The sequence below is a fragment of the Herbaspirillum rubrisubalbicans genome (assembly GCF_003719195.1).
GTDB lineage: Bacteria > Pseudomonadota > Gammaproteobacteria > Burkholderiales > Burkholderiaceae_D > Herbaspirillum > Herbaspirillum rubrisubalbicans.
This window is the reverse complement of sequence record NZ_CP024996.1, coordinates 2,732,924-2,754,177: the sequence shown is the minus strand read 5'-3', so window position 1 is coordinate 2,754,177 and position 21,254 is coordinate 2,732,924. Positions and strand designations below refer to the sequence as shown.

The following is a 21,254-nucleotide window of genomic DNA, read 5'->3' as shown; positions in this document are numbered from 1 at the left end:
TGCTCCCCTAGGCATAGCGGCCCCGCCGCCCCCGGTCGAGTTTCGCCGGGGGAGGGCCAAGACCAAGACCTAGGGGGTCATATGGACAAAGTAGAAATTACGCGAGAGCAATTGTCGGTGATCAGGGCCGCGCTGATCATGCAAGCGATCCACTGCAAAGAAGAGGCAGTCGAGTGCGCACGCCTCGGACTGAATCAGGCGGCGAAGGATTGGATTGCTGATTCGGAAGCCGTAGCAACTGTCAACCGCCAACTGTGGAACCTATGACCATGGCCGCAAAGATCAAAGACATCGCCATGTGCGCGATCGGCTTAGGCCTGCTGTGCTCGGCAACCATCCTGGCCGCGCTGGACGTGGTGAAGGGCTGAGACATGGCAATCGTTCACTCCCACGCAATGGAAGACGCGCAGAGGGTACTGGCGCTGGTCAACACGATGCAAGAGCGCATCAACCAAGCCTATGAACTGCTGAAGGCAACGGGCGTAAAGATCAACGAAGAGTCGATCAAATCGGCCTACTGGAGCTTGGACGATCTGTCATCAGAGGCGCATCGGGTAATTCTGGCCGTGCTGGATGAGCAAGATGCACAGAAGGCGAAAGCGCACTGATGCCAGTCATCCGGCAAGAGAACGGCATACGGACCATCGCGGGATTGCCCCCGCGCTGGGGCCGTAAGGCGTACCGCGAGTTGCACCAGGCTCGCGGCGGCGTCGTGGTCGGTCAGTTGCCGGAACGGTATCTCAAGCTTTCGGCACTGCTGGACGAGGTCACAGCCGCGCCGATCCCGTTGGATGCCACGGATTCACAGTTGTGTGTGGCAGCACTGCACAGATCGCAAGAGTGCATGTCGCTGTCGGGACGGATTCATGACAAGGCAGCGCTGCGCGCCCGTATGCAGATGCTGTGCGATCTGCAAGGCGTGCCGGCGCCAGGAGTGGAAGACGATGCGCAATTTATCGCCCGTTGCTGTGATCCGGCCTGGTGGCGGAAACAGTTTCGCAAGGTGTTTGGCCGGACTTTTGAGCACGCCGCTGTGCGCCTGGGTCTGGTTTCCGTTCGCGCTGGAGCATATGCAAGCGACGAAACCGTGCTGCGCCGACTGGAGCAAAACCGTCGCAACGCCAAGATACTGGATGCGGTCCAGATGGCGAACCATCAGGGACAAGAATTCTCGTTGGCTGATCTGGTTTCAAAAAGTGTTGCTAACAGAAAGGTGCGGCGCGGCGAGCTGATGCTAAGGATGCGTGGCTGCGAGGAAATAGCCAACGAGCTAGGCCATGTGGGGGTGTTCGTCACACAGACTTGCCCCTCAAAATTTCATGCCGTGCTGGCGCAGTCCGGCACGGTCAACCCGAATTACAACGGCGCATCTGCACGCGAAGGGCACGCCTACCTACAACACGTATGGCAGTGCGAGCGCGCAGCGTTTGCCCGTGAAGGAATCCAGCCGTATGGATTTCGCATTGCTGAACCGCACCATGACGGTTGCCCGCACTGGCACATGCTCCTGTTCGTGGCCGCTGACAAAGTGGAGCGGTTCATAAAGATCATGAAGTCATACGCCCTGGCGAAAGACGGCGATGAACCTGGCGCAAAGCGAAACCGGATCAAGATAGTGCGCATCGAGGCAGGGAAGGGGACTGCAGCAGGCTACATCGCAAAGTACGTGGGCAAGAACATTGACGACGAACACGTGCCGGAACACAAAACACGTGACGGCGCTGTGATCGAGAAAGACCTGATCGGAGATGAGGTGATCCGTCCGTGTCAGCGAGTGGAAGCCTGGGCGGCCTGCTGGGGAATTCGCCAGTTCCAGGCCATCGGGCAACCACCTGTCACGGTATGGCGCGAACTGCGCCGAGTGGCCGCTGACAAGGTAGAGGGAGCGAGCGAGCAAGTGCGCCAGGCGCACGCCGCCGTCCAGAAGACAGAAGACAAGCCGGCTGACTTCGCCGCCTACATCAGGGCGCAAGGCGGCATTGGCGTAGGACGGAATTACCTCATTGCCGTAGCGAAGGAAGTGCGCACGGTACAGGGTAAATACGGCGTGTACGAGGGCGAAAAGCCTTGCGGAGTTTGGGATAGGACCAGGCCGGAGGCCGGCATCTATGCCTCGACTCGGTATGAGTGGCGCGTGGTCGGGAAAATGCGCGCCGTTGACGTTCCTTGGACTGGTGTCAATAACTGTACGCCGCCATCCTGGGCGGCGGAAGTGAAAGGCACGAATCCGGTACCAAAATTCGATGACTCGGGCTGGTTCGCCAGCGATGAATACCGGGAAATCGCCATCAGTGAGGGTCGGATGCTGGATTTGATGGACCACGCCCAGCAGCAGGCCCGTGAACATCGCAAATACGGGAGAAACCATGCGCGAAAAAATTGAAGCTGCCTTGCTGGTGGTGGGCCTGATGGTCCCGCGAGGCGTGCGCCAGGTATTGATTGACTTGGGAACGGAGTTCGACCGCCTCCGCGCCGAAGTGGACGAACTGAAGCGGTTGAACTCAAATGATGGGAAATGACATGAACACCTTGCAAGAATCGAAAGGGCGGCTGCGCCTAATGCTGGCCTCGCTGCTGACCATCCGTGATAACTACGGCATCACCAGCGCGCAATCGACCAACTTTGCAATCGCGAAGGATGAGCTCGAAGACATCATCGCCAACATGGCGGACGTGCCGCCGCCAGCACCGGTCACCGTGGAGGATGTCGTCGCGGGCGTGATGGCCGGAGTCAGTGGTTTGCAGGCGGCAATCGACAACTCGAACAATGGCGCATTGCATGACCTGGGCGTGAAAATCGATTCGTTGATCGCCCTGGCGAACGCGCACGGCACCGCGCAGTAAGTTTTTTCAATGGGGCGGCGTGCTCATAAGGCGCGCCGTCGCCACCACCAGGCCGCGCCTTACCGGGCGCGGCAAGAGGGGACATTACATGGCATCGAAAACGCTAGGCAGGACGGCCTGCCCGTGCTGCTCGTATGAAGCGGCGCACGTAAAAATCAAGACCGACAAGGAAGAGGGAAAGACCGCCCATCCCTTCGTCTATTGCCGGGAGTGCGGAATCCAAATGCACACACGGACCCGCGAACAGGCTGAACACCTGTTGCGCAAGACCCGCGCCGAAAAGCTGGACCTGCCGACGCCGGCACCAGAACCCGCGCCGGAACCAGCGCCAGCGCCGGCACCTGCCGACCTGCCGACCGCCCCCATCCCGCCGAAATCTGGCCGACCAATGTTCGGAGGGCTGTTCCGTGACTGAGCAAGATATGCAAGCCCTGATCGCGCAGGGCGACACCATCGACAACAACACCGCGCAGCAAGAGCAAGCCGCCATCGCAGGGCCGGCACCGGCCAATCCTGACGCTGCCGCGATGGAATGGATCATGATTCCTGAAGCTCTGGCCTTCGTCATCTGCGGCATGTTCCCGGAAGTGGCCGCCGCCTACACCGACGACGCAAAGCTGAACCTCGCTCGCAAGATCGCACCAGTGGCGGAAAAACACGGGTGGAATGGTCCGGGCGACTCCCCGGAACTGATGCTGGCAATCGGGGCTTTCGGGTTCTCCATGCCGGCGATCATGGCCTACCGCCAGCGCAAGATACTGGCCGACAAGAAATCGGAAGAGGGCAAGCCTGATGGCAGTCCAGAATGAGGCCCAAATCTGGGCCATCCTGGGCCAATCGGGGACCGGTAAAGGGGCATGGGTCAAAGCAGAGCTAAAACGCCGCAAAATGCGCCGGATTTTGATACTAGACCCACAGGACGAATACGGGGCATTTGCTCAACCGGTTTCGAAGGCTGGCGACATGGCGCGCATCGTGGCCGCTGCCGGTGAGCGCGGCGCGTTCGCGGTGCGCTACGTGTTCCCCAAGATGTGCAGCGCGGAACACTTCGCCCAGATTTTCGACCTCGCGTGCCAACTGACCTACGGCGCCCGGAACTGCTGCTTTCTGGTCGAAGAGCTGTCCAACTTCACCACCGCGCAGCACGCGCCGCCGCTCTGGCGACGCATGTGCAATTCGGGGAGGCATGAGGGCGTGCATGTCATCGGGTGCAGCCAGTTCCCGGCACAGATTGATAAATCGTTCCTCTCGAATGCGACCTTGATCCATGTCGGATTCCTGGGAGAACTGCCGCACCGGAAGGCCGTTGCGCAGCGCATGGACGTAGACCCGGACCTGATACGCGATCTTCCAGACCTGCACTATCTGGAATGGCACCGCAAGGGCCGGAACATCGTGCGCGGCACGATTCACCCGGCATCGGGCCGGATCACCGAAAAACCGTTGCAGGTAGGCGACGAAAAAACCAGCCAGGTGCGCAGCACTACGGGAAGGAAACGCGCCTAGGCGTAGGGGTATCCGTAGGCACAGGGGAGGGGGCTGTTTACGTGCAGCCGAAAATGGTCAGATGAAGCCTGATTCAACGAACTGAAGAAGGCATGAACAAGTTCTTTCCATCGGCGGAAAAAATCTCTCAAGAAATCATCGCTACGGGCATCGCGGTCATCGTGGTGGCCTGGGTGGTTTCCCGAGTGCCGGCACTGAAAGCCCTTGTCAAGTCCTACGATTCTTAACACTGGGGAACCCATGAAAACCTACCTGAAAGAAGCCGCATTCATCCTGGCCGTGATCGCTGCCGCCAAGCTGGTGAAGAACAACGTCAAGTTGCCTTCCAGCGTTGCCAGCCTGCTGCCGTAACTCCACGGCCACCGCCATGAAAGACGCCATCAAGACAACCATCGTGACGCTGGCAGTCATCTACTGCATGAACCGCATCAGCGTCACTCGCCAGTTCGTGCAAACCGCACTGCTGGCATAACACGGGAACAGAACAACCATGATCAATTATCCTCTGCAACAGCCAGTCAACGTGGCATCCGGCGCAGTCGCAACTCTGCGCGTTCCGGCTGGCGGCTCGCAAACGCTGGTGGGCATCATGCTGGCCCTGTCGGGCACCACCTTCACCAAGGCGAATATCGGGGCCATCAAGGTGAAGATCGGCCCCCGCCTCATGTGGGACCTGACCATCGCCCAGCTAAACGCCATCAACAACTACAAGGGCAACGCGGATCAGACCGGTTTCCTGTACCTGGACTTCACCGAACGCGACCAGGCCATTTTCCCCGTGAAGGAAGTGGGCGGCATCGACCTAACCGCCGCGCTGCCCGTGGGTGATGTGATCGTTGAAATCACCATCCTGGGAACCGCCGTCGCTCCGAAGATCGATGCAACCGGCTTCTTCGAGCCCAGCCAAAACAACCCGCTGGTGCTCAAGTTGCTGAACTTCCCGGCATCCAGCGCGGTCGGCGGCAAGGTGACCCTGCCACTGTCGTTCCGTGGTGCGCTGCTCAAGCGCCTGCACCACCAATACGCCGGCACCAACTTCACCGCCAGCGCAAACGGCAACCTCAACCGCGTGGAAGTGAAGAAGAACGGACAAGTGATCTGGGACCAGACCTGCCTGGCGAACCGCTTCCTGCAAGTGCAGCAGAAGAAGGCTCCGCAGGCGCAGTTCTACATAACGGACTTCATCATGGACAACAACCACGATGCGCACGTGACAACCGTCAGCAACGTGGCGAATGGCACAGCGCAGGTGTATGACACCTTCGAGGTGAACACCTACCTGACCGCCGCGGATTCGGTCAACACCGTGGTCGAGGTGCTGGACGCCATCACCAACCTGTAATCGGGGGACGACATGGACCCGATCAACTCGGCAGTGTGGCCGAACGGTGTACCAGACCAGCTTTCGCCGCAGCAGATGAACCCGCAGGCGGCAAACTGGGCGGACCTGTTCCTGTATGGGCTCTCGGGCGCAGCGGTCAATGCCGCCTACAACCTGTCGAACACCGTTGGCGCGCCGCAGAGCGGCCCGACCATCGGTGTATCGGTCGGCACAAGCGGAAACATCATGCCGCTGCTGATCCTGGCGGGCCTGGCTTACGTGGTGTTCTCGAAGGGCTAAAACATGACGATGCCAATGAGCTTTTCGGCATCGGCGGCGGCGCAGTCGGGGAGTTCAAACTTTTCGACGCTCACGCCATCGGTGCTGACGCCGCTCAACTTCGATAATTCGGGCTGGGTGGTGCAAATCAAGAGTTCGGGCAACCCGTCCGCGCAAGGATCGACCGGCGCGAACGGAGGGGGGCTGAATTCAGCACCGGTGGGCTCCACGGCTGCACCACGCTTGAATATGACGCTGATTACTGGGGCTCTGGTCGTATGGCTGCTGCTGCGGAACAACTGACCTTTGCCCGTTGCGATATGGGCGAGGTGTGGCACCTGCTGAAAGCGGCGCGTACAGAGCGCGTGAAGACGAACCCAGCTGAAACGCTGGATCAGTTAATGGCGCGTGGCGAGGCATTCAAGGTGGTGCTCGACGGGGAAATCGTTGGCGCGTACCTGTTGGAAGTTCATGGGCCTGAAGTATGGATTCTTCTGGCTGGTGGAAAAGCACCGGTTGACCTGGCGCATTACGGCCTGGCGATGATCGAAAGCCAGGCGCAGGAATTTGATTCAATCGGCTTCCAGACGCGACGGCCAGGCCTGATAAAGAAAGCCAAGCGCGCCGGCTTCGAGGTGGCAGCGGTGGTGATGAGAAAGAGACTGCGATGAGCGATAGCAACAGCGATTCGTCCAACAAAAGCGAAACAACGACGACGAACAACACCACGTATGAAGATAAACGCAACGTGGCGAGTGAGGGTGCGGTGGCTGTTTCGGGCGACGGCAACACCGTGACGAACAGCTACCAGACAACCGACCTGGGCGCGGTGCAGGCTGGCGTTACGCTGGCCGGCAACGTTGCGACGAAGGCTCTAGACCTGACGAATACCGGCCTGGCCGGGGTGCTGGACGCCATGAAGGCAAGTGCCACCGCGAACAAGGAAATTTTTGACCAGACACTGAAGCTAGTGGGCGATAACACCAAGGATACGAAAGAAGCATTCGTCAAGGCCACGGAAGAAGTCAACGGCAATCGCGTGCTCGTCGGCATGGGTGTGATCGCTATCGGCTTCGCGCTGGCGAAAGGGGCTTACAAATGATGAATTTTCCGCTGAACTTGGCAGTTGGCTTTGCGCAGCCGGTCAATCAGGTGGGCAACTATGTCTACTACAAGGCCGGAAGTGCTGGCGGTGCTGACCCTTCGATCAAGGTGAAAACCGACCAGGGCGACGAATACATTTTGATGCCGGGCCAGGGGTTCCGGCTGGACAAAAAGACATTCACCAATCTGCAAGTGACAAACGCTGGTGGAGTGGCAACCATCATCGGCTTACTGATGATCGCAGACGGCGGCTTCTTCGACAACCGGGTAACGGGATCGGTGGAAGTGATTGACGGTGGCAAGGCGCGAACCTTGGCGGGATCGGCATTCATCGGCACTTCAAATGCAGCGGCAACCGCTGGGAACTACGGTTTTGTGCAGCTCTGGAACCCACCTGGAAGCGGGAAAAACATAATTGTCGAGCGGATCACGGCTAGCAGCGCAACAGCGGGGGCGTTCGGCATGTTCGTGGCAAACGTCGCCATTGCAAACAGTTCTGGCGTAACACCGGTATCGAAAAAAGCTGCTGCTGGTGTCCCTGCATCGGTCACACAAATTCGATACGAGATAAACGCAGTAGGAACGGTTACCGGTTCGTCTGGCTTCATGGATAGCCGATCAAACCAGGCAAATAGCTCGGTCGAATTCAAGGTTGTGGAGCCGATCATCGTAACTCCTGGCTACGGAGTGCATGTAGGAACTGGCGTGACAAACCAAGATATACGGGCGGTCTTCGAATGGTTCGAGGAATCCAATGCGTGACGATCTGTTGATCGTGGCCGGGCTGCTGGTAGCCGCATATGTCGTGATGAAAGCGGACAGCCAGGGATCACCGATCAGCGAATTCACCCTGACCACGGACCTGACAGCCGGGGATGAGCAATCGAATTTTATTGAGGATGCGGCAGACAATATGCAAAGCATGATTACCGGGTGGCCGGCAGGGTCCGGCCCCTATCAACAACTCATCACGGACAGCGCGAACGCCAACGGCCTGCCTGTGTCGATCTTGGCCTATCTCCTGTGGAAGGAAAGCCGCTACCGCCAGGAAATTATCGACGGAACGGTGCGCAGCCGTACCGGCGCGATGGGCATTGCCCAGTTCATGCCGGCCACGGCTCGCGAAGAACTGGGCAGTGAGGGCGCCGCACTGGACCCCGCGCAAGCAATTCCCGGCGCGGCACGATACCTGGCGAAGCTGGTGCGCATGGCCGGATCGCTGGCAGGTGGCCTGGCCGCATACAACTGGGGAATCGGCAACGTACAGCGCAAGGGACTGGCCGCTGCGCCGGCAGAAACCGTGGACTACTACACCACAATCATGAAGAAAGCGGGGCTCGCATGAGCAAGGCAATGAGCGGGGGAGGGGGCGGAAACAACGATATTCTGCTGCTGGGAATCGTCATCATCGGCGCGATGATGTTCTCGCGCACGGCACGCGCACAGCAGCAGACAGCGCCGCGCACTGTGTACGTGCCGGCCAGCGCTTCGGGCGCAAGCGGAACCGGCGCTGCGCAGATCGCGGGCGGCATCGCTGGCGGCCTGGCCGCGTGGCTCGGCAACCTAGGGGCGGCTGCTGGAAGCATCAACACCAATCCGGGCAACGGGTACGACACTTGGAACGGCACGGCAACCGTGCAGAACTCGTTCGGACTGTATGGCCCCATCGGCGGCACCGCTGAAGACCCCTGGTACGGCTGATGGATCGCGGCGACTTCATCATGCTGGGCGTCGTGGCCGTGGCCGTGGTGGGCGCGGCTTACTACGCAAAGAAGAAAATCGGCGCGATGATTCCGCCAGTCGTGCAGGACGGCGTGCAGGCGGCAGGACTGATCGGTTCCAACTTCGCCAATATACTGACCGATCCACTGGACGCCTTTGGCGTCCGGCCACCGGTTAATAACGTGTGGGTCATCACTACGCCTTGGGAAAACCCGAACGACCCAGTGAGCAACAACAGCAGCGGGATGAATTTCAACTACTTTTGAGAGGAAAGATATGGATCGAATCAAAGAGCCCAGCACCTGGGCGGGCCTGGGTATCCTGGCGCAAGTCATGAAAGGATTCTTCCCGGCGTACGCGCTGGCCCTGGATGGCGTCAGCGCGGCTGCTGGCGCACTGGCCGGCGTGCTGACAGAGAACAAGGGCAAGGCCATCTGATGGAAGTCACGTCCGAACTCATCGGCCAGGTGTTGACCGCGCTTGCAACGGGCTCGGGCGTGTATGCGGGCATCCGTGCCGATATCAAGGCACTGCGGGAAAAGGCTGACCGCGCCCAGAACACAGCCGACACAGCGCACAAGCGCATTGACGCAATCTATCGGAGGGAAAAATGAAACGACGCACGCCGCCGCGCAAGGCAAACGGCCAATTCCGCAAGCGCAAGAAGTGAAAAAGCCCCGGATTACCGGGGCTTTTCGTTTGTTGGCCAACAGATCAGGCCGCGCAGGTGAACTGCAGGGTGACCTCATAATCGTTGTCGTCCGAAAGGGTTGGAACCCAGGCACCGACATAGGATGCCAGCTTGCCAGCGGTGGCCAAGTTTTTGTTGGTGTCCTCGCTAACGACACCCTTGTATTTGGTCTGCGTGCTGACCACTTCGAGCCGTCTGCTTTGCTTGTCGCACGCGGCCTGAGCAGCCTTGAGCGCGGCGCCCTGGGCGGCGTTCTCATCTTCGCCGAAACCGGTAGTGCGGTACTGACCACCGGCTATAGGCATGACGTTGGCGGGCTTGGTGGATGCGCAGGCCGACAGGATGAGGGCCAGGCTAATAGCGGACAGGTGTTGCATCTTCATTTCTTATTTTCCTCGTTAGATGATGGCGTTTAAAGCAAATCTCGCATGGTATGCCGGTTGCGGACGGTCTATGATGGATTCAAAGTCCCCCCGGAGCTTCGCCGCCTTGATCTTATCGACCACGCCCCAAGTGCGGACGTAGTTGCGGTAAGAGCGCTCCGGCGAAAGCCATCTTGGTGAGATAGCCTGGACCCATCGAAACACGTCTTCCTCTGTGACCGGCACCTCCCCAAATAGGTCTCGGCACATAGTTGTCTATTTTGCAAATTGCGGGGCCATTTTGGGCCGGTTTGTAAATCTGCGTAAAGAAGAAAAGCCACCTAAAAAGGTGGCTTTTTTCTGGGTGCTGAGTAGGTGCGTCTGGAATTTTACATAATACAAATTATGCGAAATCGGCGATATTCCAAATGCGGGAAAGCAACCACATAAATTCTCGCAATTTGGGAACATATTTTTCTTGGCAACCACCTATCAACCCAGATAAACGAAACGCGAGCCACATATGAGATATCCCAATATCAGATACGGCCACCAAGGCGAACTTGAGTTTTGGATGCAAGGACATTCAGTAAAGGAAATTGCCAAACGGCTTAAACGTTCTGAACGATCCGTGCATGATTGGCTGCACGGCAAACGGAAAATACCTTGGTGGGTTCCAGAGATTCTCAGGCTCCAGCACTACGAATACCAAGATCGACTCAGGCAAATGGGCTTCAAAGCGCCTAAGACAAAGCTGGCCATCGCTACCGCCGACATCCTAGAGTTTCCTAAGCCCCCCGACCCGACAAGCGCCCCAAGAAAGCCCTCGAACCAGTACGCCGAATTCACCCCAACCAGCGCCCGCTAACACGGTGCTATACTGACTGAAAGCAGCCCAATGGCAACTACACTTTTTGATACCCACGAATACGTCAAACGACTTGAAGCCGCTGGAATTCCCAGGGACCAAGCCGAAGCCCACGCAACCGGTCTTGCAGAAGCCATGAACAGCGAACTCGTAACAAAATCAGACCTCAACGCATTCCGAGCCGAAGTATCAAACAACTTCGCCTCAGTAGCTACAAGCTTCGCCGAGGTACGCGGCCAGTTCGAACTGCTTAAATGGATGCTTGGTTTTATGCTGGCTGGCACCGTGGGGATTTTGTTCAAGATTTTCCATTGACAAGCGCCCTACTCTTTACCAAACAAAAAGCCCCGGATTTCCGGGGCTTTTTTCTTTTCAAATCGCTTATACACAGCGCCAGGATAAGCAAACTCGGGTGAGTTATAGCCTATCTGGGAGCGTTGTAGATTTTGTCAGCTTAGGTTCATCTAGCAATTTCGCTTTGTATTGCATCAATTGAGCCTCATCAATGTCAAATCGATTTAACCATTGTTCCGCAGCCCAACCGATCAATCTAGGCTCCCCATGCACTGACGTACTGTGCAAGCTAATCTGAGGCGAGCGAACTTCCTTAAACAACATGTTTGGCAAGACCAAGCTAGCAGGCATCGGCTGATCTGTCGGCGCAGCATCGGGCTTGGGACCAGCTTGAACGACTAAGCCGTTACCATAATCGTAGAGCGCAAACCAATTCATAGGAAGCTCAGACCGAATGGTCGTAATACCACCAATCTGCTTCACCATTTCATGGTTTACCGCCGTTAGCCATGAGACAGTCTTTATACCATTACGAGCATGTCTAGAGCCACCAACCGGCTCACCCGCATCAAAGCCCTTCAATTTTTCAGACAGATAGGCTTCAAAGGGCTGATTATCCTGTTCCCGTGGAGCGGATAAGACAAGTCCATATCCAGCATACCCATGTATTGCATTTAAACGACGAGCAAAATTAACAAACAATTTCTGAAATGCACTCGGGTTCTCTTCAACATACAACAAAGGTACGCTGAGTCTTAACGCTGAGGTTCCTCGAGCCTTCATTTTCGCTTCCCAGCCACGCCGTCCAAAAACTTGAAATTCCCAGTCGCCAGCGTCAAATGATTGCTTGCCGCTGGTATAAACAAAACTTACGAGATCATTTTCACCCATACGGCCCATCATTCCACGCATTGACGGTGCATCTCGATAAGGAAATTTGTCAGGACCTTCAGGCGGCTCTGCCCTCCAAAGCCAAGTCAGATGCTCTTTCGCGATAGCAGCATATTCATCAAAGCACAAGCAAATTGCTTCCCGTACATTCGGCAAATGCGCGTCATAGAAAAATAAAGTTCCAGTGATTGCTGGAACTGATCCCACATAATCTTGTGCACCTTGTTTAGTTAATAGCCCACCCGGAATACGCATCTTTTCCGGGTGGTCGCGCATTAACTGAATGGGATCAAATGGTAAGTCGCTCATAAATATCCTAAAAAGCAGGAGTCGGAACTCCACCCGGCGGCGGGCGTTTTGTCACCAGCATATAAAGTATTCTTAATGCAGTAGCTGCAACACCCAATTCTTCCACTGGAATTTTTGATTCTTGCGGCTCAGGCTGACTGCAATCACAATCTTGCGGCCCAACTGTCACTAACTTTTTTTCATCGCCAGCAATTTCTATGTAAGCGTCCTGTTGAGGGGTTGTAATTTTGTCAGGTGGAAATTTTATCTCTACGATTTGCTTAATGTTCTCTTGCGTCGGAGGCTTTCGGGGATCAAGTACCGTAATGACGTCGGGCCTTCGGATCATGCCGGCCCCTTTCAAATACGGAGAACCGTGGTCCACTTCCCAATACTTGCTAATCCAACCGGGCAACCAATCATGTACCTTAGTCTCTATGCTTGAATCCATAATCGGTTCTGGCGGCATTTTGGTCATATCATAATTGACCTCAGGTTTATATGGACTGCGATGCTCCAACAGCTTATCAAGCTCTCGAAGTCGGCTTGAGACACAAGATTGCTTTAGTGATCTGCCGTCTTTTCCAATGCCCGGCGCGTCATTGCATTTGCAAATCGCAGAGCAAAGCACCTTCTTATCTTTAAAATCAAGAGCGGGCTGATTGATCTTCACAACGGTAGTTGTACCGTCACGCGACATGCCGCCCGTTGCAAGCGGTGTAGAAGGAGGAGTCGGCTCTGTCACGTTACGCTCTTCTCAGTAAGATCAAAAGCTAGCGCTTCACGTGCGGTGCGCTCTACCCATTGTGTAAATCCGTCGGCGTCGGTGGAGCCGGTCAAATATTGACCACTTGTAGAGCGAACTCGGACTGACTGATCAGTCACCGGCTGTCCGGAAATAGCATCGACAACTTGGAATCGCCCCCTAAAACGCTGCCCGATGTCGTCCAACGGCTCATCGTGATAGCTTGCCGCAAGATTTGATCCGATAGGGCCAAAATCACCCGATGCAAGAGAGGCGCTAGGCGCAGCAACACTTGAAGGATCAGTAGATGTGACGCATTGAGTGGAAATCAGTACGGCTCCGCAGGCAACCTTGCAACCATCGTAGGCTACTGCTTTCCCATCATCGAGAAGGCTATTGTCGCCCTGGCTTATCGGAAAAACACCCCGGCAGCGTGGACAAGAGACCATATCACCCACCCGTGCCCAACCTTTTCCGTGGGTGGCGGAATTCACTGATGCGGAAATAACGGTTCCGCCGTGACTTGTTTTATCACCCAAAACAATGATGTTACTCGACATGACACGCTCCCCAATTGCGTAACACAATGAGCATTAGAACGGAACAGCCTCCAAAGTTCCCGTGCTTTGATAATGTAATGTTGCAATCCAGATAACGTCGAGCGCTTTGTTGTACCAGAACTGCGCACCGTCCAAGAGGCCCGTGCCGGCAATTACAAAAGTCGTCTGCACTGCTCCGAAGAGAGTTAGGGCTTGCAAGCAACCAGCTCTACAAATCCAACTTGGCCAATCGTTCAATGCCTTTATGCGGTAAGCAGCGAAGAACCCTGAAACAGATGTTCCTGGATCTAAAAGAACTGGGATATGAAGGGTCGTACGACCGTGTGGCTGCCTTTGGTAGACGGTGGAAGGTGGGTCAAATGGAGAGGGTCAAATCAGTGAGCAAATCAACACTTGACCAGTTGGAACCTAACTGCATCAGTGACCACGTATTAACTCTCTTCCAAGAGAGCCATTATCTTTTAATTTAAATAGAAAGGACCTCGACATGTCTCTGAACAGCCTATTTCATACCATTGGCCATTCTCTTTCCGATGCATTTCATGGCCACAAGGTAGATAAAGAAGAACTGAAACAGGCCCATCCAATGAAGGAACACGGGGCAAAAGCAGAAGACATTAAGTAATCAAAAGTCCCGGCTGGTTCCGGGGCTTTCATGCCAGCTAGATAATTAGAAACAAATCTTCTGACCATCTTCGTAGGTGCAAGCGGGATCATCCTTCGCTGCGTTCACGCGACGGCCACTGGCCAAATTGGGCTCCGCAAAAACCGAGGATGCAAAAAAACAGAACAGCAGTATTTCAACAGGCTGGAAAGTGTCTAGTGCGACCGGGGCGATTCATTGCTCATCGACACCGACGATGCTTGACCAGCTCAAACGAAGAAGCTAGTAAACACTTCATCTAGCGCACCTGCGGGGAAAAATTTCTCCCGTTGGAAATTATTACATTTGATCAAAAAAAGCCCCGGCTACATCCGGGGCTTTTCTGCTTGCGAGAAGCCTTAGTTGCAGATTTGCCCACCTTCGTAAACCAAACAAGCAGGATCATCCTTTGGAGTATTAATATGAAGGCCTTTTGACAAAGCAAACGCCGAAGACGAAATACCGACCAACAGAGCAGCAGCGACGATGACTTTGAGTTTGCGCATAATCTTAATTCCTTATGAATTTACAAGAGAGAAGTCGTTAAAAAAAACGACAGCTCATTGTTTCATAAGCTCGCATTTAATACCTGACAAAATACTGTCAAATAGATGACATTATGATGAAATACGGAAACTTTTTTATTAAAAATAAGGGAACTTTTTACTTAATTATCTAACATTGTGAGAAAAATACTATTATTAAGGTGGCCGTCAATGATTTTTGAGCCGCGAATATGCTGCCAGCGATCAGGAATAAGGCTGCGCAAATAAGCTGAGTAATGATTTATTGAAAAATAACTCGTATTTTTATCTATTGATTTTTATTAAGGAAAATTTTTTCCTTAAAAAGGGAGCGTTTCCAACGTGCCGATATTTTTGTAAGGCGCAGTTGCAATCCAGATAACGTCGAGCGCTTTGTTGTACCAGAACTGCGCACCGTCCAAGAGGCCCGCGCCGGCAATTACAAAGGCCGTCTGCACGGCACCGAGCGAATTAGTGCTCGCGAGAGCCCAGCTCTGCACATCGGGCTTAGGGATGCCCCGAGAGGCGAAATACCGCTTCTGATCGAAGTCCCTGCATTCCATTTGTTTGCCGCAGTATTTGGCGATATAAGAGGCGAGCTTGTGAATGCCGTCCTTCCCGAAACCGAACTTGGAGGGATTGCGTACATCAATGTTTGACATCGAGCGCCCTTGTTCATCAACACCGACAATGCTTGACCAGATGGAGCGCAGGAGTTGATAGCACTGACGGCCACGGACAGCCACATGAAAATGCAAGGCCCCGCGCTGCTGTTCCTCAATCACCGCCACGTAATGGAAATCCACGCACCTCCCGACGCGACGCCGGAACTTGTCCCAATCCTTCAACGCCTTTTCACGATCAATCATGTTATCGCGATAGGTCAGCGTAATCATCCGATCCGCTCCGATGGACTTGCAGCGCTCCCTTACGTTTTTCTTAGCATTGCGAGCGGCCACCGCTTCGTTTCGTTCGCGGTTTTCTGATTCGCCGCGCTTGGTGCGCTTGCCAATGATCGGGGCCGGGCCTTTGAAGTGTTTTTCACGGCAGACGGTCACTTCCATCTGTCCGTCTGGATATGTGACCTTGCGCGCCACGTAGCGGTCATTCCACGTGTTTCTGATGCCCTCATCGCTCCAGCCTGGAGCCTTTTGCTCGAATTCGTTGCAGGCATCAAACGAAACGTTTGACAGATCAAAATCCGGGGTATAACTTGCAGACATTCATTCACCTATCTCAGCTAGTTGGATGAACGCCCTGATCGGATCGCGAGTCCTTTCAGGGCATTTTCTTTTGTGGACTGCCCTTCCCTACTCTCTTTTTTCTTTTCGGTTTGTCTGCCTTGGCATCCCGCTCCAGGCTTGTTTCCGTTAAGTATGCTTAATACAAGTCTAGGCGCTCGCTTCGCTCGCGCCGTCCTCGCAAGCTGCGGGCGGCGCGATCTTGCTGCGCCTATTTTTCGTTACGCGTAACGGAAATTCCCCTCCTCATCGAGCGCCGCAGCGCCCTTGATCAACCGCATAAAACCTGGCTTGTGAGTGCTACGCACTCATGGGCAGTTGAGGTCGTTTCTCCGATCAACCCGCCACCGTATTCCAGAGTTCTCCGCCTTTTCGATGAACGATAGCCGGCGCGTCTTTTGCCGCAAGGGGGTATTCATAAAAGCGCCAGCAACCGCGCTTTTACAAACCTTCCCCCTTGCGGCAAAAGCCTCATGCGCCGTCTATTCGATCATCGGGCGAAGAACTCAGGAAAACGGCGGCAGGCGGTAGACGAGAAACGACCGAAACCGCCGGTCTTACGGAGGGCTCTGAATCTAGGAACCCGGTCAGCTTTAACACCACCTCGAAGGCGCGATCATGGAACAACCAGAACTGCCCCTGCTGCATTTCCCCTATCAACCTTACTTCGCTCATTTCAAGCGCACACGTAAGGCGCTGGCCCCTGCCAACTTCGTTCCGCCGTGGAAGCAACTGCGTCTTACGCTCTATGTCCGCAATCTGATGCGCAAGGGCGCGGCCTTCATCTGGACACGCCCGGATGGACGTCAATTCTTCTGCAAGACCATGCGCCAACTGGTGGCGCGGATCATGGACTATGACGGCTATATCCTGCATACGATTTTCCAGTACAAAAATGGGCGTTTGATCCGCACCTAATTTATAGGCGTGACACCTGAAGGACGAGAAGAATTTCCGTCTTGCTGTTCTGGCCGGTATTGGAGCGCATCCAGTCAGGCAGGAACGAAAAGCCAATGCGGCCGGAGCTTTCGCGGTTCTCTGCAAGACCGCCAATGATGACGACATCACCGTCCGCGACCGACAATGAAGTGCTGACTTCGCGCTTGGTCAGCGTGGGCGAATTGTTGACTCCGGTTTGCGTGACAATGAAATTTGATAGCTGCTGGCCGACTGTCAGATCCACTACGGACTCCCGCACAATCGGTTTCAGATCGAAGATAACCCCCGAGCTGCGATACTCCACCGACTGCACCGGAGCGCTTCCATTCCCCGGATAACTGATCGCGCCCAGTACAGGCACATCCTGACCAACCGCGAAGCGGCCAGCGGCACCAGAGCGCACACGTAACGATGGCGCAGATATCGTCTTGAAGCGGCTATCACTGGAGAGCGCTGCAAAGACGGCATCAATGGATGAATTCTTGAGGCGTACAAAACCATCGAGCGTGGAAGGTTGCGAAACGCCCGCAGAGACAGTGCCGCCGAGCAGATGCAGCGCGAGAGAAAACGCCGAGCCTTCCGCACCATTGGAAGCGACTTCAAACACCTGGCCACGCACCATCACTTCCCCTTGTCGCGTATCGAGTTGCGCAAGCAACGCGGACAGTTTCTTGATATCGGTTTCCGTCCCATTGAATACCAACGCATCGGGATCAGTATCGAGCAGCGAGGCAGCAGACCCTGCCGGAGCTGGCGCTTTCGATTGGCCGGTCGCCGCATCCGCCGTTATCGCTTGCGGCGCGCCATGAATAGATCGGGTGGAGGTGAATTCCCCCTTTGGGAAAAGACCGCGCAATAGCTCAACTAGATAAGTCACATCGCGATACTTCGGTCGATAGACGAACGGCTCTTTGTCCGGTTCCGCCTCTTTAACAATCCCGACGATGTCAACCCCGTTCACTGTGCGCACTGATAAGCCAAGTAGCCCCATGAAGCGCGAGACTTCAGATCGAGCAGACACGCCAGTGCCGAATCGGAATGAGACAAGCCGCTCATCGGCCACCACTTCAGGCTGTATCAAGTATGGCGTCTTGAGTATCTGCGTATACATCGCTTCGACCGCTTCCGCCACCCTCACCCGCGAAAACTCCATTGCGCTATCGGACTGTGGAGGCGCACCAGGAGGAAGCGGCATAGACAAGGGCGTGAGAGGCAGCAGCGGGCCACTCGGAGCAGCGACCGCGAGCGTGCTGTACGCCATCAGTAACGCCGTAATCATGCGTTTCATTTCTTCCCCTCGATGTGAACTGAATGAATGACCGCGCCGGAATAGCGCGTCACTTTGGCACCATCAATTTCCCCGATGGTCTGCGGCCCCATTTGCACGAACATCGAGGGAGATTCATAGCGAAGACGGCCAGCTTCATCCGCAATAACGACATAGCTTGTCGTACCGAACCGAGCCGTTCCTACGATGCGCCACGTATCTGAGAATGCAGGCTTTGTGGGCTGCACAGTAGATTGCTTGCCGTTGTTAGTGCTTGTGTCTTGCCTTCCTGCCTGAGTCGATTCGGCAACTGGCTTCGGATGAAAAAAACGATTGATGCTGTACAAGCCAGTCACCAAGGCGACCAGAAGAACCCCGCCTGTCATCCATATCTTTTTACGCGCCAGCATGTTTTGGCGCTTATCGACGTTGACGATTTTCCCGTCCGCGCCACCCTTGAAGGATGAATATAAGGGGAAGATATCTTTGCGGTACTTGCGCAGTTCGACACTAATGCGCGCCGCCTTGCTCTGCTTATTCCCCTCAAAAATCGACACGCTGTAATGCGTGGGCATCCCCAGGGAGATTTTCTTGTGCGTGCGAATGTGAAACGCCACCACGTTCTTTACAAAGCGATTCAGCGTGGACATGTCCTGAATCATCAGCACTAGATCGCAGGCCACGCCGGTTTGCTCATTGGTGAAATGCCGATGCTCTAAGAAGAAGCTTTTATGCTCTTGCAAGAGATTCGCGCCAGTCGCCGGCCAGAACCGCCACGCCTCATCAATGCACACCAAATCCCCTGGCTGGACGATGGTATCGGTATGTGCCCCTTTCTTGTCGTCGTAATAGGGGAAGAAGTTGGCGAGCGCAACATCGCCATTCGTGACATGGACCACCTCGCCTAATTGCTCGGGAACTGGCTTGTAATTCTTTTCGATGTAGGCTCGAATCTTGTCCCCATCGATCCCATCCACATTGGTGACTACCCGCCGCCCTTTGGCGATCGCAGGGACAATGACCTCTGCTACCACTTCATAGCTTTTGCCAGAGCCCATCAGGCCGGTATAGACATTGATGCCCATGATCAGCCAATCAGCGGAATACGACGAATCGTGAAGCGCGTCACGTAGGCCGACAGCAGCAGCGGTATCCCAGCCTTGATATTGAACAGATTGAGGAAATACCAGACCGCATTAGGAATGCCGCCGAAGGCATTCGTGAGCTGGTCTCCAGTTGGAAGGAATTGCACGATGACGGCCATAAATTCAGTCGTCACGAAGAACAGTGCGAAGAACACGACGAACTTAACAATAATCGACCGCAGGACGAATGCAAGGACGGCATTGAGCGCCGATAGAACGATGCCAAACATGTCGCCTCTCCTTTATGAGCGAAGCACAATGAACAGCGCTAGGAGCGCATAGACCACCGCCATTGCGGCATAGAGAGACGACCTTGATTGCTCCAAGAGCGGGCAATGATCCTTGAAAGCAATCTCTTTGCCGAAGACGGGAACGCTCCACGTCGGGCATTGCACATCCACACTAGGCACCACGAAAGACTTGAGCGTCGGAAAGATATTGCGCGTAGGCGCAATAATTTGCGTGGCGGTCGGAATGGGCTCTAATGACGGCGCGCCGATGCCAGGATCAGGGCCGAGATTTTCCAGCGGCTGATTGCTGGGATTCGTACCCGTATTCGGTGCCGAGCTGGAGGGATCGACCGAGGATTGCGGAGTGCTGGAGGTGGGCAAGCCGAATGGCGACAATCCAGCAGGAGAACTTGAAACGGGGCCACTGCTCGGAATCGGATTAGTCACATTGCCCGTTGCAGGATCAACTGGCGAGGCCTGCTGTGGCGTTACAAAGTCCCCTACTGTCGGCCAGTAATCGGGATGCGAAGATTGCCAGTTGGAGACATCGCCCGTTGTGATCGGATTGGAGGCGTCATAAGGCAAGCCATCATAGCCAGACGAACCCGCAGCGCTTCGCCACGCTGCATTGGCGATATCGGCAATAGGCTGAGTTGGCAGAGGCGCTACAAGATCAGAAGAAGACAGCGACTTGGCAGCATCAGCGGCGCTCATAGTAGGAGCCGGGTCTAACTCTTTAAAATTGGAGGCGGGACAGACGCCATTTGTTGCCGTGAGCTTGATGCCAGGACAAAGCGTTTTATTGCCGGACGACTTCTGAGGCCAGCCCAATGACCCCATGTCTATGGTGTAAGGACTCCCCGTATCTGGAGTCACGGAGCGGATCAGGTGGCAATTGCCATCCGAATTCATAACAGCACGTTGCGTACCGTGCCCACCCGGCATCGTAAAGTCGGTATACGACGCACCTAAACATGCACCGTTCGGAGAACTCGCCACCGCATTGGAAAAGATATAAATCGTATCGGGAGGTGCCAAGCCAGCAGGTGTATTGATCGAGCTTGGATTATCTCCAACCTGTACGTTGCCGTTTTTGCTGTAATACCACTTTGCCGCGAGATAGCCGATAGCCCACCCAACTGCGGTAGCCGCTACCATAGTACCGATGACGATAGCGCCGACCGTTCCCCACGCCACCAGCGCGCTCGATGCGGCAGCAGCCCCGCCAGCGGCAGCTCGTGCTTGCGTCGCTTCAACCATGGCATCCGTGAGCGGATAAGAAGAACGTACTAAGGTATTGGTCAAGCGGGGATCAGAAGCCGCAATACCATTGGACACTGCCTTAGCCTGAATCACACCGGCAAGCGCATTCTGCACTTTGGAGACTGGCACGTTAGCGCTATGTGCATCCAGCCAAACGGTCCACAGCGCTACGAGCAAGAGGAAATGAGCGCGCTTCATTTTGAAACCTCAAGGCCGACGACCACCGCCCACGCGCAAACCATGCCCCACGCGAATGCGATCAGATACCACCAGTTCGAATAATTCATCGCTTCCCCCGCGAAGACAGTTTGCTCATCAGCGTTTGGCAAATCGATACGATGCAATAAGCAAAAATGCACCCGACGCAACTGGCTGAAATCAAGAGCCAAGCAGACATGCGTGCCAGCGCATGAATATCCTCAGATGAAATCGAAACGGCGATGTTTGAACAAAACACGGATTTCCCCTCCCAATGGCTAACTTCTGCCCCGACCAGAATTAGCAGACGTAAAAAAAGGACGATGCAG

General features: G+C 55.2%; 35 protein-coding genes. 24 read left to right on the top strand and 11 right to left on the bottom strand.

Annotation, left to right across the window (positions count from 1 at the left end; genetic code table 11):
• Window positions 1–81: 81 nt before the first annotated feature.
• The 20 genes from RC54_RS12255 to RC54_RS25205 all read left to right on the top strand — a co-directional run bounded on the left by RC54_RS12255 (window position 82) and on the right by RC54_RS25205 (window position 9,390).
• Window positions 82–267 (top strand): hypothetical protein, encoded by a 186-nt coding sequence (locus RC54_RS12255; RefSeq protein WP_061789609.1) that lies wholly within the window; start codon window positions 82–84, stop codon window positions 265–267.
• Window positions 268–371: 104 nt separating this feature from the next.
• A complete protein-coding gene (locus RC54_RS12250; RefSeq protein ID WP_156481293.1) occupies window positions 372–608 on the top strand; it encodes a hypothetical protein in 237 nt (78 codons plus the stop codon).
• Window positions 608–2,383 (top strand): replication endonuclease, encoded by a 1,776-nt coding sequence (locus tag RC54_RS12245; RefSeq protein WP_061789611.1) that lies wholly within the window; start codon window positions 608–610, stop codon window positions 2,381–2,383. Before RC54_RS12250 ends, RC54_RS12245 begins: the two co-directional genes overlap by 1 nt.
• Window positions 2,367–2,519, top strand: coding sequence for a hypothetical protein (locus tag RC54_RS25225; RefSeq protein WP_156481294.1), 153 nt, complete (start codon window positions 2,367–2,369; stop codon window positions 2,517–2,519). Before RC54_RS12245 ends, RC54_RS25225 begins: the two co-directional genes overlap by 17 nt.
• 1 nt (window position 2,520) lies before the next feature.
• A complete protein-coding gene (locus tag RC54_RS12240; RefSeq protein WP_061789612.1) occupies window positions 2,521–2,844 on the top strand; it encodes a hypothetical protein in 324 nt (107 codons plus the stop codon).
• Between the two features lie 223 nt (window positions 2,845–3,067).
• Entirely contained in the window at window positions 3,068–3,259 is a 192-nt protein-coding gene (locus RC54_RS25220; protein ID WP_156481295.1) for a hypothetical protein, read from the top strand.
• Window positions 3,260–3,266: 7 nt separating this feature from the next.
• Window positions 3,267–3,653, top strand: a complete 387-nt coding sequence (locus RC54_RS12230) for a hypothetical protein (RefSeq protein ID WP_061789613.1) — start codon at window positions 3,267–3,269, stop codon at window positions 3,651–3,653.
• Window positions 3,637–4,350: an ATP-binding protein gene (locus tag RC54_RS12225; protein ID WP_244216480.1), complete on the top strand. Its 714-nt coding sequence runs from the start codon at window positions 3,637–3,639 to the stop codon at window positions 4,348–4,350. The genes RC54_RS12230 and RC54_RS12225 overlap by 17 nt, the downstream gene beginning before the upstream one ends.
• 92 nt (window positions 4,351–4,442) lie before the next feature.
• Window positions 4,443–4,577: a hypothetical protein gene (locus tag RC54_RS25860; RefSeq protein WP_255220995.1), complete on the top strand. Its 135-nt coding sequence runs from the start codon at window positions 4,443–4,445 to the stop codon at window positions 4,575–4,577.
• Between the two features lie 263 nt (window positions 4,578–4,840).
• A complete protein-coding gene (locus RC54_RS12220; protein WP_061789614.1) occupies window positions 4,841–5,692 on the top strand; it encodes a major capsid protein P2 in 852 nt (283 codons plus the stop codon).
• Window positions 5,693–5,704: 12 nt separating this feature from the next.
• The gene (locus tag RC54_RS12215; protein ID WP_061789615.1) at window positions 5,705–5,971 is read left to right on the top strand and encodes a hypothetical protein; all 267 of its coding nucleotides are present in this window, start codon (window positions 5,705–5,707) and stop codon (window positions 5,969–5,971) included.
• A gap of 3 nt (window positions 5,972–5,974) precedes the next feature.
• Window positions 5,975–6,253 (top strand): hypothetical protein, encoded by a 279-nt coding sequence (locus RC54_RS25215; protein WP_156481296.1) that lies wholly within the window; start codon window positions 5,975–5,977, stop codon window positions 6,251–6,253.
• Window positions 6,229–6,621, top strand: a complete 393-nt coding sequence (locus tag RC54_RS12210; RefSeq protein ID WP_061789616.1) for a hypothetical protein — start codon at window positions 6,229–6,231, stop codon at window positions 6,619–6,621. The genes RC54_RS25215 and RC54_RS12210 overlap by 25 nt, the downstream gene beginning before the upstream one ends.
• On the top strand, window positions 6,618–7,052 hold the full coding sequence (locus RC54_RS12205) for a hypothetical protein (protein WP_061789617.1): 435 nt from the start codon (window positions 6,618–6,620) through the stop codon (window positions 7,050–7,052). Before RC54_RS12210 ends, RC54_RS12205 begins: the two co-directional genes overlap by 4 nt.
• Window positions 7,049–7,816 (top strand): hypothetical protein, encoded by a 768-nt coding sequence (locus RC54_RS12200; RefSeq protein ID WP_061789618.1) that lies wholly within the window; start codon window positions 7,049–7,051, stop codon window positions 7,814–7,816. Before RC54_RS12205 ends, RC54_RS12200 begins: the two co-directional genes overlap by 4 nt.
• On the top strand, window positions 7,809–8,399 hold the full coding sequence (locus tag RC54_RS12195; protein ID WP_061789619.1) for a lytic transglycosylase domain-containing protein: 591 nt from the start codon (window positions 7,809–7,811) through the stop codon (window positions 8,397–8,399). Before RC54_RS12200 ends, RC54_RS12195 begins: the two co-directional genes overlap by 8 nt.
• On the top strand, window positions 8,396–8,755 hold the full coding sequence (locus RC54_RS12190) for a hypothetical protein (protein WP_061789620.1): 360 nt from the start codon (window positions 8,396–8,398) through the stop codon (window positions 8,753–8,755). Before RC54_RS12195 ends, RC54_RS12190 begins: the two co-directional genes overlap by 4 nt.
• Complete coding sequence (locus RC54_RS12185; protein ID WP_061789621.1) at window positions 8,755–9,042, top strand: hypothetical protein; 288 nt, start codon at window positions 8,755–8,757, stop codon at window positions 9,040–9,042. The genes RC54_RS12190 and RC54_RS12185 overlap by 1 nt, the downstream gene beginning before the upstream one ends.
• Before the next feature lie 10 nt (window positions 9,043–9,052).
• Window positions 9,053–9,214 carry a hypothetical protein gene (locus RC54_RS25210; protein ID WP_164471210.1) on the top strand — a complete coding sequence of 54 codons (162 nt, stop codon included), beginning with the start codon at window positions 9,053–9,055 and terminating at the stop codon, window positions 9,212–9,214.
• Window positions 9,214–9,390 (top strand): hypothetical protein, encoded by a 177-nt coding sequence (locus RC54_RS25205; protein WP_156481297.1) that lies wholly within the window; start codon window positions 9,214–9,216, stop codon window positions 9,388–9,390. The genes RC54_RS25210 and RC54_RS25205 overlap by 1 nt, the downstream gene beginning before the upstream one ends.
• 100 nt (window positions 9,391–9,490) lie before the next feature.
• On the opposite strand, the gene RC54_RS12180 is transcribed toward RC54_RS25205, so the two are convergent.
• Window positions 9,491–9,850, bottom strand: coding sequence for a hypothetical protein (locus RC54_RS12180; RefSeq protein WP_244216479.1), 360 nt, complete (start codon window positions 9,848–9,850; stop codon window positions 9,491–9,493).
• A gap of 502 nt (window positions 9,851–10,352) precedes the next feature.
• Between RC54_RS12180 and RC54_RS12170 the strand changes: the two genes are divergently transcribed.
• The gene (locus tag RC54_RS12170) at window positions 10,353–10,697 is read left to right on the top strand and encodes a helix-turn-helix domain-containing protein (protein ID WP_061789623.1); all 345 of its coding nucleotides are present in this window, start codon (window positions 10,353–10,355) and stop codon (window positions 10,695–10,697) included.
• Between the two features lie 30 nt (window positions 10,698–10,727).
• A complete protein-coding gene (locus RC54_RS12165) occupies window positions 10,728–11,012 on the top strand; it encodes a coiled-coil domain-containing protein (protein ID WP_017453330.1) in 285 nt (94 codons plus the stop codon).
• 102 nt (window positions 11,013–11,114) lie between these two features.
• On the opposite strand, the gene RC54_RS12160 is transcribed toward RC54_RS12165, so the two are convergent.
• Genes RC54_RS12160 through RC54_RS12150 form a run of 3 tightly spaced genes read right to left on the bottom strand, consistent with a single transcriptional unit; the run spans window position 11,115 to window position 13,475 of the window.
• Window positions 11,115–12,191 (bottom strand): type VI immunity family protein, encoded by a 1,077-nt coding sequence (locus RC54_RS12160; RefSeq protein WP_061789624.1) that lies wholly within the window; start codon window positions 12,189–12,191, stop codon window positions 11,115–11,117.
• A gap of 7 nt (window positions 12,192–12,198) precedes the next feature.
• A complete protein-coding gene (locus tag RC54_RS12155; RefSeq protein WP_082803106.1) occupies window positions 12,199–12,915 on the bottom strand; it encodes a VRR-NUC domain-containing protein in 717 nt (238 codons plus the stop codon).
• Entirely contained in the window at window positions 12,912–13,475 is a 564-nt protein-coding gene (locus tag RC54_RS12150; RefSeq protein ID WP_082803107.1) for a PAAR domain-containing protein, read from the bottom strand. Before RC54_RS12150 ends, RC54_RS12155 begins: the two co-directional genes overlap by 4 nt.
• Before the next feature lie 487 nt (window positions 13,476–13,962).
• Here RC54_RS12150 and RC54_RS25200 point away from each other — a divergent pair, with 487 nt between their 5' ends.
• Window positions 13,963–14,100 (top strand): hypothetical protein, encoded by a 138-nt coding sequence (locus RC54_RS25200; RefSeq protein ID WP_156481299.1) that lies wholly within the window; start codon window positions 13,963–13,965, stop codon window positions 14,098–14,100.
• 377 nt (window positions 14,101–14,477) lie between these two features.
• On the opposite strand, the gene RC54_RS25195 is transcribed toward RC54_RS25200, so the two are convergent.
• Both RC54_RS25195 and RC54_RS12135 read right to left on the bottom strand, forming a co-directional pair.
• Window positions 14,478–14,624 (bottom strand): hypothetical protein, encoded by a 147-nt coding sequence (locus tag RC54_RS25195; protein WP_156481300.1) that lies wholly within the window; start codon window positions 14,622–14,624, stop codon window positions 14,478–14,480.
• A gap of 338 nt (window positions 14,625–14,962) precedes the next feature.
• Window positions 14,963–15,865 (bottom strand): rolling circle replication-associated protein, encoded by a 903-nt coding sequence (locus RC54_RS12135; RefSeq protein ID WP_061789625.1) that lies wholly within the window; start codon window positions 15,863–15,865, stop codon window positions 14,963–14,965.
• Window positions 15,866–16,501: 636 nt separating this feature from the next.
• On the opposite strand from RC54_RS12135, the gene RC54_RS12130 reads away from it, so the two are divergent.
• Complete coding sequence (locus tag RC54_RS12130; RefSeq protein WP_017453335.1) at window positions 16,502–16,801, top strand: hypothetical protein; 300 nt, start codon at window positions 16,502–16,504, stop codon at window positions 16,799–16,801.
• A 1-nt stretch (window position 16,802) separates the two neighbouring features.
• On the opposite strand, the gene RC54_RS12125 is transcribed toward RC54_RS12130, so the two are convergent.
• Genes RC54_RS12125 through RC54_RS25185 form a run of 5 tightly spaced genes read right to left on the bottom strand, consistent with a single transcriptional unit; the run spans window position 16,803 to window position 21,116 of the window.
• On the bottom strand, window positions 16,803–18,110 hold the full coding sequence (locus RC54_RS12125; protein WP_244216478.1) for a type II secretion system protein GspD: 1,308 nt from the start codon (window positions 18,108–18,110) through the stop codon (window positions 16,803–16,805).
• Complete coding sequence (locus tag RC54_RS12120; RefSeq protein ID WP_061789627.1) at window positions 18,107–19,174, bottom strand: zonular occludens toxin domain-containing protein; 1,068 nt, start codon at window positions 19,172–19,174, stop codon at window positions 18,107–18,109. Before RC54_RS12120 ends, RC54_RS12125 begins: the two co-directional genes overlap by 4 nt.
• A gap of 2 nt (window positions 19,175–19,176) precedes the next feature.
• Window positions 19,177–19,464, bottom strand: a complete 288-nt coding sequence (locus RC54_RS12115) for a DUF2523 family protein (RefSeq protein ID WP_017453338.1) — start codon at window positions 19,462–19,464, stop codon at window positions 19,177–19,179.
• Between the two features lie 12 nt (window positions 19,465–19,476).
• Window positions 19,477–20,925 (bottom strand): hypothetical protein, encoded by a 1,449-nt coding sequence (locus tag RC54_RS25190; RefSeq protein WP_156481301.1) that lies wholly within the window; start codon window positions 20,923–20,925, stop codon window positions 19,477–19,479.
• Window positions 20,922–21,116, bottom strand: coding sequence for a hypothetical protein (locus tag RC54_RS25185; RefSeq protein WP_156481302.1), 195 nt, complete (start codon window positions 21,114–21,116; stop codon window positions 20,922–20,924). Before RC54_RS25185 ends, RC54_RS25190 begins: the two co-directional genes overlap by 4 nt.
• Window positions 21,117–21,254: the final 138 nt, after the last annotated feature.